9 protein-coding genes are annotated in these 10,580 nt (G+C 44.7%); 3 read left to right on the top strand and 6 right to left on the bottom strand.

The window, feature by feature from the left end; translation table 11 throughout:
- Positions 1-263 precede the first annotated feature (263 nt).
- On the top strand, positions 264-1,598 hold the full coding sequence (locus P5683_RS19425) for a GH39 family glycosyl hydrolase (RefSeq protein ID WP_006669486.1): 1,335 nt from the start codon (positions 264-266) through the stop codon (positions 1,596-1,598).
- A 31-nt stretch (positions 1,599-1,629) separates the two neighbouring features.
- On the opposite strand, the gene P5683_RS19420 is transcribed toward P5683_RS19425, so the two are convergent.
- The 3 genes from P5683_RS19420 to P5683_RS19410 form a co-directional block, all read right to left on the bottom strand.
- Positions 1,630-2,262, bottom strand: a complete 633-nt coding sequence (locus P5683_RS19420) for a pentapeptide repeat-containing protein (RefSeq protein ID WP_006623631.1) — start codon at positions 2,260-2,262, stop codon at positions 1,630-1,632.
- Between the two features lie 6 nt (positions 2,263-2,268).
- A complete protein-coding gene (locus P5683_RS19415) occupies positions 2,269-3,690 on the bottom strand; it encodes an HD domain-containing phosphohydrolase (protein WP_006669485.1) in 1,422 nt (473 codons plus the stop codon).
- Positions 3,691-3,794: 104 nt separating this feature from the next.
- A complete protein-coding gene (locus tag P5683_RS19410) occupies positions 3,795-6,530 on the bottom strand; it encodes a cation-transporting P-type ATPase (protein WP_048895246.1) in 2,736 nt (911 codons plus the stop codon).
- A gap of 384 nt (positions 6,531-6,914) precedes the next feature.
- On the opposite strand from P5683_RS19410, the gene P5683_RS19405 reads away from it, so the two are divergent.
- On the top strand, positions 6,915-7,745 hold the full coding sequence (locus tag P5683_RS19405) for a sulfurtransferase (protein WP_006623634.1): 831 nt from the start codon (positions 6,915-6,917) through the stop codon (positions 7,743-7,745).
- Positions 7,746-7,748: 3 nt separating this feature from the next.
- Here the strand turns inward: P5683_RS19405 and P5683_RS19400 are convergent, their stop codons facing one another.
- Entirely contained in the window at positions 7,749-8,282 is a 534-nt protein-coding gene (locus P5683_RS19400; RefSeq protein WP_006623635.1) for a pentapeptide repeat-containing protein, read from the bottom strand.
- 77 nt (positions 8,283-8,359) lie between these two features.
- Between P5683_RS19400 and P5683_RS19395 the strand changes: the two genes are divergently transcribed.
- Positions 8,360-8,707, top strand: a complete 348-nt coding sequence (locus tag P5683_RS19395) for a phage holin family protein (RefSeq protein WP_315640965.1) — start codon at positions 8,360-8,362, stop codon at positions 8,705-8,707.
- A gap of 252 nt (positions 8,708-8,959) precedes the next feature.
- Here the strand turns inward: P5683_RS19395 and P5683_RS19390 are convergent, their stop codons facing one another.
- The gene (locus P5683_RS19390; RefSeq protein WP_006623638.1) at positions 8,960-9,463 is read right to left on the bottom strand and encodes a hypothetical protein; all 504 of its coding nucleotides are present in this window, start codon (positions 9,461-9,463) and stop codon (positions 8,960-8,962) included.
- Positions 9,464-9,584: 121 nt separating this feature from the next.
- Positions 9,585-10,130: a hypothetical protein gene (locus P5683_RS19385; RefSeq protein ID WP_008054049.1), complete on the bottom strand. Its 546-nt coding sequence runs from the start codon at positions 10,128-10,130 to the stop codon at positions 9,585-9,587.
- Positions 10,131-10,580: the final 450 nt, after the last annotated feature.

The raw sequence follows: 10,580 nt of genomic DNA, 5'->3' as shown, positions 1-10,580 counted from the left end.
CGGTTCCGTTGTCAACTCAACTGCCGACGACTATATTAATAAACCCGCCCCAGTCCACAGGGGAAGAGGAGAGACAATTGAATTGATAATTCATAATCAATAATTGTAGGGGCGGGTTCCGTTGTCAACTCAACTGCCGACGACTATATTAATAAACCCGCCCCAGTCCACAGGGGAATTAGTAAACCGGGAGGAGAGACACTTTTAAAGCCTATTGTATGATTACTGAAATGACTGTATCAAGATTAACTGAGAATTGACCAATGATTAAACAATTAACTAATTTGCGCCGAATTGGGCGAATTAAATGGCTTTCCGTGTTATTGGCAATAGCAGGAGGATTGCTATTTGTTGGGGTGAGCATAATTCCGGCGATCGCTCAAACTCAAGGGGATTTGACCATTGATTTTGCCACCACTCAACCAGGCGTTCAATCTATGAGTGGTTTTCTGTATGGAGTTGAACAAGATGAACCGCCAGATCATCTAATTGAACCCCTGCAACCCAGACTGTGGCGGACATCTCGCCTCAACCTTTATCCCCGCTTAACTGGATTTGGAGCAACATTTCAGTTGTTACTCAGTGATACTTGGGGATATGGAAGACCACGGGGGTGGCCCTATGATGACTATACTCGCTGGGAAAACCATGTTCGGAATTTGGCTAGAGAACATAAGGGAAAAAAGATGCTCTGGGATATCTGGAATGAACCCGATTTGCGCGATCCGTTTTGGCATGGAACCAGACAACAGTTTTTTGAAACCTACAAAAGGGCTTATCGGGTTTTACGGGAAGAGTTAGGCCCTGATGTGATTATTGGTGGGCCGAGTATTACTAAGTATGATAAGGGTTTTTTGACGGCTTTTTTAAACTATTGCCGAGACAATAATCTTGAGGTTAACTCATTATCTTGGCATGAACTGAATGATCAAACTATTAATGCGATCGCACCCCATATCCGAGATGCTAACCAGAGTTTTCGACAGAACCCAGCTTATCGCAGTCTGAAAATTCAGCGATTGGATGTTAACGAAATCATTGGACCGACTGCCCAATATCGACCCGCCGAAAATTTAGCCTATTTGTATTATACAGAACAGGGGGGCGCTTCTGCCGCCGCCAAAGCCTGTTGGGAGCCGAAAGGGGGGGGTCCAAATAACTGTTTTAACAAAAGTCTTGATGGTTTGGTGCAGCCGGGACCTTTTGCACCTAGGGCGGTTTGGTGGGTCTATAAAGCCTATTCTGATGGCTTTAGCACTAGGGTGAGGACTCAGGGAAATAACCCCAGAGTGATTGGTTTGGCGAGTCAGTCTAATGGTCAAAATCAAGCCCAAGTCTTATTTGGTTATTTTGAGCAAGGTCCTTCCGCCCGTCAAGCTACTGTTACGCTGACTCTCAGAAATCTTCAGCAGCTTGGTTTGGGACAGCCTGGACAGCCGTTAAATTTGACTATCTCCCGAATTCCAGACAGTGGGGAAGCGGTGGTTAAGGATTTAGCGATCGTCAAACGGCAGCAAATTACGGTCACTAATCAAATAGTCCGATTGACTGTTCCCAATATTCGCATCCATGAGGCTTATATTTTGACTATCGGCTAGGTAGCGCACCTTGAGTGATATCTTGGTGAGGTTAAAGGCGATCGCCTTGGCGAATTGACTCCAAGGGAGTACCATCTAAACAAGCCTCATCAAGACAAGCGCCGCCCCATTGTGTATTTTCGACAATGGCACAAAGTAGGTTAGCCCCTCGCAAATTCGCCCCTCGCAAGACTGCGCCACTCAGGTTAGCCTCTTCCAAATCAGCTTGGGAAAAGTCCACTCCCGAAAGGTTAGCATTTCTCAGGTCGCAGCCCTGCAAAATCGCCCGAGACAGACTCACCCCGCGCAAATCAGCCGATTGGAGACTAACACCACTTAAATCCAGATTACCAAATACCGCCCCGGTGAGAAAAGCCCCCGCAAAGGTAGCCTCTCGTGGGTCTGTATCTAATAAGATAGCACCCCGCAGGTCAGCATTGCGAAAATCTGCCTGTATGAGGTTAGCCCCGGTAAGATTAGCCCCTCGGAGGTTAGCCCTAACGATCGCCCTAGCCAAATTCGCCCCCGACAAATTCGCCCCCATTAGCTTGGCTTGGGAAAGGTCCGCGTCAGCCAGATCAGCCCCGGACAGGTCAAGACCGGATAAATCAGCATTAACTAGGTCTTTGATTCTACCATTTCTAATGTCTTCGATATTTAGGGATGCAGATTGATGATTAATCATAGGTTATTAATGTGTAATTTTGGGTGATTCTGGATGTTCAGAATAGGCGGGATTAGTGATTTCTTCTAGCCAGATATTCGGGAGTTGGGTCGGCTGAGTTGGTAACTGCATTAAACCCACTTCAGTTAACCTAATTACTGTGGCTAAGGAGTTCACCACAGCCGGATCAAATCTAGTGCCGCTGTATTTTTCACATTCATTTAGGGCATCTTTTAAGGTCAAAGCTGGGCGGTTTCCTCTGGGCTGAGTTAGTTCTTGAAAATAGCTAACTAGCCCTAATATTCTGGCTTTTATGTTGATTTGTTTTCCTTTTTGACCATCAGGAACTCCGCTACCATCCCAATTTTCTAAGTGGTGGTTAACCACTTGTTGCACTACTGTTAATTCTGGCATAGCTTCCAATAGTCTACCACTAATAGATGCGCGATCGCGCCAAAATTTTTGGGTGGCTTCATCCATTTCCGAGGGAGTTTTTAAAAACACTTCTGGGGGTGCAGATACCAGACCAATACGATGCAATAAACCTGCTAATTTCAGCCGTCGCAGCTTAACGGTTGGTAGGTCTAAAATCTGACCTATGGTTTCGCATAAGGCGGCGACTTGTAGGGAAGCACAAGGGTTAAAGGAGTCGCGTTCATCTACTTGTTGCGCCATGCGTAATAGGGCTTGCAGTTTGTTGGCGCTTAAATTCCGGCTAACTCGTTTGGCTTGTCCTTCCAATTGCCAGAGTTGTCTATTTTGGCGATTAACGGAGATTAATTCTTGTTGTGATGATTGTAAATATGTAACAATCCGAGAAACTACGGTGCTGAGGTCGGGAAATGTGGGGTTAGGGGTAGCAGTAATATTTTGATAAGATTCCCAGAGGCGATCGCCTAATTCCGGGTTATAGTTACGGAAGCGATTAATTAATATTTCGGTAGTTTGGTCTACTAGGGCTTTATCAAAAGTCCAGAGTCCATAAAATTTGCGTTCCGTGTCAATGGTAGGTTTCGCATTAGCCAAATATTCAGATTCTGATAATTCATGACAAAGAACCATCGCCCTATATCCAGGTGCTATAATTAACAGGTTCCACTCCTCTACTAGGCTATCATCTGGTTCCAGATTAATCAAGGAAACATTATCTAATTGACCTGTGGGATGTTCCGCAAAACCGCTATCAGGTACCGCGCTAATGACAACATGGCGGGAAAGTTGGGCGATTTGCAAATAGCGATCGGCTTCCTGGAGATACCATTTTCCTTGTTGAAAAGTCACTAAAACCAGAGGTTTTTCTCCGGTAGCTTCACCTGTTTGTAGAAGATGGTCTTCTAAAGCGTGACAGAGTGCGACCAGGGTATTTTTAAAGTAAACGCCAAAACTAGAGGGGAGTTTACCATCAGGTAAAGAGGCTTTAAGTAAGTTTAGTGTCGATTCAGGATTCATATTATTTATAGGATTCTTAACAGGGGACAGAGCAAGGTAAGCGGGAAATTAATTAATAATGATTAATTATGAGCTATTTACTGCCCCATGTCTAGTATCTAGGGTTAATTTTGGGCAAGTTGGTTGGGTGGGTCAATGCGGTTAGCGATCGCCGCCACGATAATCATAGGTAAACCTACCAGGAAACAGGTTAACCATTGTTGCAGGTCTAGGGGCGCAGTGCTGAACAAAGTATTCATGAAGCCTACCTGACTAAAGATGACCTGTAGAACCATGGTAACAGCAATACCAATCCAAATTACTGGCGCTTGGGCGATTTCGGTATCTTTCCCCAGTAGTTTGGAGGAGAGAGTTTCGCCAATTTGACTGAGACTAATAAGATAGAATACCCGCCCAAATACCAGGGCTTGAATTGCCATGGTCCGGGCGATCGCTTCTTCTTCGGTAGTCATCCTCACCCATTCAAACATTCCAAAAATCAGCACCCAGTTAAAGACAGAAATCAACAGAATTCGCAGGAGTAGTGGCTTATTTAACAGAGGTCGATTAGGGGAGAGGGGGGGTTGTTCCATCACTTGTTTAGACTTAGGTTCAAAAGCCAGGGGAACCGTCATAGCGATGGAGTTAATCATATTTAACCACAAGACTTGTAGGGAGAGAATAGGTAACAATCGGTCGAGGAGGACACTAATAACAATAGTCATGGACTCCCCGCCATTGACAGGTAAGATAAAGGCGATCGCCTTAATCAAATTACGGTAAACCGTGCGCCCTTCTTCCACCGCCGCCTCAATAGAAGCGAAATTATCATCCGTCAAAACCATATCGGAGGCTTCTTTAGCCACCTCGGTTCCCGTTTGTCCCATAGCCACACCAATATCAGCCTGTTTAAGCGCCGGCGCATCATTGACCCCATCCCCCGTCATGGCGACAATATCTCCCCGAGACTGTAACGCTTCCACCAGGCGAAATTTTTGTTCGGGGGCGACCCGCGCAAATACCACGCCATCTTCAGCCGCGTTAATAAACTCTTGCTGATCCATCTGGCTAAGGTCTTCTCCGGTGAAAGCAATAACTCTCCCCGACCGTTTCAGGCGCATTTGGGAGGCGATCGCACTAGCGGTGATGATATGGTCTCCCGTAATCATTTTGACCCGAATACCAGCATTTTTACAGGCCGCTACAGCCCTAATTGCTTCTTCGCGTGGGGGGTCAATCATTCCCTGTAAGCCGAGAAACTCTAACCCCTGTGCAATATCCTCATGGTCTAGGGTAGTTTGCTGGGTGATTTTTCTGGCGATCGCTAATACCCGTAACCCAGAAGCTGCCATAGTTTCAGCCTGTTTATGAATTTCCGCAGCATCTACCGGAATGATTCTGCCGTCAGAGTCTAACATTTCATCGCAGCGGGAAACAATAGCTTCCACCGAACCCTTAACATAAATTACCAATGTTTGGCGATCGCTAGATTCATGCAAAGTCGCCATATATTGATATTCTGACTCAAAGGGAATCACATCTTGGCGAGGCATTTCTGCTTCCAATGCAGCCAGGGTAAATCCCACTTTGCGCGCGCTAACAATTAAAGCCCCTTCCGTCGGGTCTCCTACAACTTTCCAGGTATTTTCTTCCTGAATTAAATGGGAGTCATTACACAACATCCCCCCTCGCAAACATTCTTCAAGGACAGGGTGATATGCTAAGTTAATCTCTTCATCTGCTAAGGATATATTCCCCTCTGGTGTATAACCACTACCCGAAACCTGGTAATTTTCACCCCCAGCATAAATCTGCTGGACCGTCATTTGATTTTCCGTTAAAGTTCCCGTTTTATCAGAACAAATAACCGTCGCACTTCCCAGAGTTTCCACAGCCGGGAGTTTCCGAATAATAGCATGGCGGTTAGCCATCCGAGAAACCCCAATAGCTAGGGCGACTGTTACCACTGCTGGTAAACCTTCCGGAATTGCACTAACTGCTAGGGCGATCGTCGCTTCAAACACATCGTTTAAACTCTGCCCATATCCTAACCCTACCGCCAACGTCAACGCTGCCACTCCCAGGATAATATAAAGCAGTTGGCGGCTGAATTTATCAAATTTCCGAGTTAGGGGAGTAATCAGATTATTTTGTTTTTCCATTAACTGGGAAATCCGCCCAGTTTCCGTGTTTTTCCCAGTAGCGATAACTATGCCTCGCCCTTGTCCTGCTGTCACAAAACTGCCAGCATAACCCATGCTTTTCCGGTCTCCCAGAGAGGCATTTGCCTCTACCGTATCTGGGTGTTTCTCCACCGCCGTCGATTCTCCCGTTAGGGCGGATTCATTAACCTGTAAATTCTTGGTTTCTACCAGGCGCAAATCTGCCGGAACTTTATCGCCAGAAGCTATAAATACAATATCCCCAGGGACTATTTCCGATGAAGGAACCTTGTTTTTTTCACCATTTCTATATACCGTCGCTTCCGTTTCTATGGACGATGACAGGGCGGCGATCGCATTTTCCGCTTTAGTTTCTTGGATAAAGCTAACTATAGCATTAATCAGCACTACCGCCCAAATCACCCAACCATTAGCACTTTGCCATCCTTCTAATAAAAACTTAATCCCCCCAGCAATAATGAGGATATAAAGTAGAGGTTGATTGAATTGTTCTAAAAATCGGATAATCGGATGTTTACCGCCCTTACTTTCCAGGCGATTTAAGCCAAATTGTTCCTGTCTTTTCGCAACTTCTTCCGAGTTTAAACCTTGTTCTAGGTTAGCCCCAACTTCAGCAGCAGTGTCAGCGATCGCTAAACAATGCCAGAGTTTTGGGAGTAAAGATTTATCGTCATTCATAATCTCAATTTGGTAATGTTCAAAGGGTGAACCATAGCCCACGAAAATATAGTTATAGGCGAGACAGTAGCCATGGTTAAGGTTATCGAAAGATTAAGATGTCCGCACAGAGAGGGTTAGTCATCCTACCAACTAGGATAAGTGCTGACATCCGCTCTCAACAGACTTAGTGATAACAATATGTATCATATCTAACAATCGTCTATTTTCCAAGTTTTTACCTGGGGGATGTAGTTCAATGTCAATTATACTGATTGGGCGAGACTATAGGAATCGGTGATGATTGAGGATAAAATCGGGGGAATTTTGTCTAAAAACTGCCAATATATGATATAATACCCCGTGCAAATATCGCTAATCCGATAGCAGGGAGATGGAATTTTAATGGTGAATACTGAACCGATTGTTTCCCCCGAATGGTTACGCGAAAATCTAAATAATCCCCAGGTGAAAATTGTGGACTGTCGTTTTGCCTTGGCTGATCCAGCTTGGGGACAACAACAGTATCAAGAGAGTCACATTTTAGGCGCTTTTCATCTGGATCTCAACCGGGATCTGTCTTCACCAGTGACTAAACATGGGGGCCGTCATCCCTTGCCCAATATCGATGAACTAGGGGATAAATTGGGTAAAATGGGGATTGAATTTGGGGAAACTCATGTCGTAGCCTATGATGATGCCCGATTTGCCTTTGCTGGGCGGCTGTGGTGGCTGTTACGATATATGGGTCACGATCGCATTAGTTTACTCGATGGTGGCTTTAAGAGTTGGCAGGCGGCGGGTTATCCCGTATCTGAAGAGTTGCCAGGTTCACCACCTGCTAAGTTTACCCCCAAATTGCGATCGGATTGGGTGGTAAGTTATGAACAGGTGAAAGGGCGCAAGGATCAGCCTGGCGTGATTTTAGTTGATTCTCGTGACCATGACCGCTATTTAGGCAAACATGAACCCATAGACCCCATAGCCGGACATATTCCCGGCGCGGTGAATTTACCCTGGCAACAAGTCACCGATGATCAAGGTTTTGTGAAGTCTACACAACAGCAGCGGTGGACTGAGTATCAGGAAGCTGAGGAAATTATCGTTTACTGTGGGTCAGGAGTCACAGCCTGCGCCAATTTGTTATCCCTGGAATTGGCAGGCTTATCCCAGGGAAAATTGTATGCCGGAAGTTGGAGTGATTGGTGTTCCTATCAACTAGACCCCGAAGGCTGAAGCCTAACGACACCCCAGGGAGTAGCGGGTATCAACTCCAGTCCTAGAGTTGACACCTTCTGCCCTCAGACAGAGTTGGCGCAACTGTTCCCGATCAAAAATAGCATCGGTAAAGTCTGCGCCAGTGATTTTGGTATCAGCAAAAGTAGACCCCAAAAACAGGGCTTCCGTAAAAATCGAATCGCTTAGGTCTGCCTGGGAAAAGTCTACCTGATCCACCATAGCATAGGTGAGGTCTGCTTTTCTCATCGTCACCCCCAGCATAATTGCCCGACTGAACACAGAACCTCGCAATTCGGATTCGTCAAAGTTAGCATATTCCAGATTGGAGTTGGCAAATTCGGCGGCGGGTAGTTTTTGACCCGAAAAATCGCGGTTTTGCAGCAAGCTGTGGTTAAAAAACAGGTGGGACGGGTTCTCAGCTAGGGCTAACCCCGGTCCCATAGTTAATATTAGTCCTACCCATAAGGCGATCGCTAATGATCCAATCATCCTCTTCAATGCCAAAAGTCCCATAAAAATATCTCGAATAACCACAATCTATCTCCAGGATAGCGAACTAAAGCAGCCTTTTCACTACAATGGGAAACCAAAGACGAGGTTAAACTGTATTGATGATTAATTTTTTCTTGACTTGGCTGTTAGCAGCTATTGCGCTGTCCATTACCGCTTATTTAGTGCCGGGTTTGGATCTGGAGAGTTGGCAAGCTGCTGCTGTAGGGGCGATCGTTATGGGGTTGGTAAATGCCATTATTAAACCAATTTTAACTATCCTCACCCTACCCTTAACCCTCTTAACCCTAGGTTTGTTCCTTTTTGTCGTTAACGCCATTTCCCTACGCCTAGTCGCAGAATTTACCCCCGGTTTTACCATTAATGGATTTTGGCCAGCTCTATGGGGTTCTATCGTCCTCTCCTTAGTTTCCTGGGGTATGAGTCAAATCGCCAACCAAGCTGAGTAGATATGTAGATTGTTGAGATTTTCCCGACTCTAGGTTAAGGCGGTGGGTTATTCCTGGCAATATCAACCCCCCGCCTTTTTCATCCCCAACCCCCATTACAGCCTGTTCAGAAATAATCTGATCACCTCTCAAAGTCCCTCTCCCTCTTTGGGATCCAGATTTAGGGTGAGGGCAATGTATTAAGCGACTGGTGAACAAGCTGTATAAACTATTGACTCAGATTGAACATCAAAAAGTCATCATTCTTAACTATTAATAGATATCGTGAATCTTCAGATCCGTCATGTCTAAATGTTTGTAGGACATCCACCCTATTTGTGCATCATTAAACCAATTTTGTTTGTCTGCGGTACATAAAGCGCGACCACACCACCATATCCCCAGATTTTTATTAACATAAGTCGCATCAAATATCTCAACAAAGGCTCCTAATGGTAGCTTTTCGATAATGTTGTTACTATCGTTAGGGTTAGGGGATCTTCTCAAATTTAACCCCTCAGTTTTCACCTTAGCAATACATTCAAATACATCAACATGAACCTTGGGAATATACCAGGAAGTAGAACGATTTTGTTCTCCTGAACCCAAATCGGAATCTATAATCATCTGATAATGTCCGTCTTCCAAATAACGACTATTATTCCAAGCGATAAAACTAGCGCCCGCCGGAACTTCGATTTTTTTATGAGTAGGTAGTTGATTAGCCGGGAGAGGTTCGGCTTTAAAAATGGTGCGGGTATGCACAAAAACTTTCATGATTGATTTCCTCAGTAATAGAGATAGTTGAGTAGAGAGATATTAGGCGCTAAAATACTTAGCCGCCGGGTGGTAAGTGATAATAGCAGTAGTCAGATTAGACATCAAAAATTACTGATTTTTAACGAGGAACTATCCTTTGGTCTCTATTATCATAATCATACTTTAGCTCCGTCATGTCTAAATGTTTTGAGGACATCCAGCCTACTTTGGGATCAGAATATGCGTTAGAAAACCAATGTTGTTGGTCTGCGGTACATAAAGGGCGACCAGACCACCATATCCCTAGATTTTGATTAACATAAGTCGCATCAAATATTTCAACAAAGGCTCCTAATGGTAGCTTTTCAATAATGTTATTACTATCATTAGGGTTAGGGGATCTTCTCAAATTTAAACCCTCAGTTTTCACCCTAGCAAGACATTCAAATATATCAACATGAACCTTCGGAACATACCAACTACAACTGCGATTTTGTTCTCCTGAACCCAAATTAGAAGCGAGGATAACATGATGATGATCTTCGTGCCAAGGAAGACGGTGAATCTCAAACCGACCGATAAAACTAGCGCCCGCCGGAACTTCGATTTTTTTATGAGTAGGTAGTTGATTAGCCGGGAGAGGTTCGGCTTTAAAAATGGTGCGGGTATGCACAAAAACTTTCATGATTAGTTACCTCATTAATAGAGATAGTTGAGTAGAGAGATATTAGGCACTAAAATAGTTAGCTACTGGGTGGCAAGTGATAATAGCAGTAGTAGACTGTTCCGGGTTCAAGCTGTTCACTTTCATCTATATATCAACCAATTATCCATTTCAATCAATCTAACTCTCAGTCCGGTTAAACCTCAAAAAATATAGCGGATCAAGGTTGGTGTCACTCCAGAGAGTCTGAGATTGCCGATATGCCCTAATTGGATATTGATTTTTCCCTGCCCTGGGGTACTGGTCTGTTCAAACTTTACCAAAGATTTATATAAGAGCGATCGCTTTTTTACATAACCCCCCTTTTATTCATGAGTGGGATTCTGTTTACTTATCATATAACAACTCTAAATTTTGGTCAGCACCCCCGGCTGAAGCACAGGGGCTTCGTGCCCCCCTTTCAGGTAGCTG

Source organism: Limnospira sp. PMC 1279.21, assembly GCF_032349615.1.
Taxonomy (GTDB): domain Bacteria; phylum Cyanobacteriota; class Cyanobacteriia; order Cyanobacteriales; family Microcoleaceae; genus Limnospira; species Limnospira fusiformis.
This window is presented reverse-complemented; position numbering and strand designations above follow the sequence as displayed.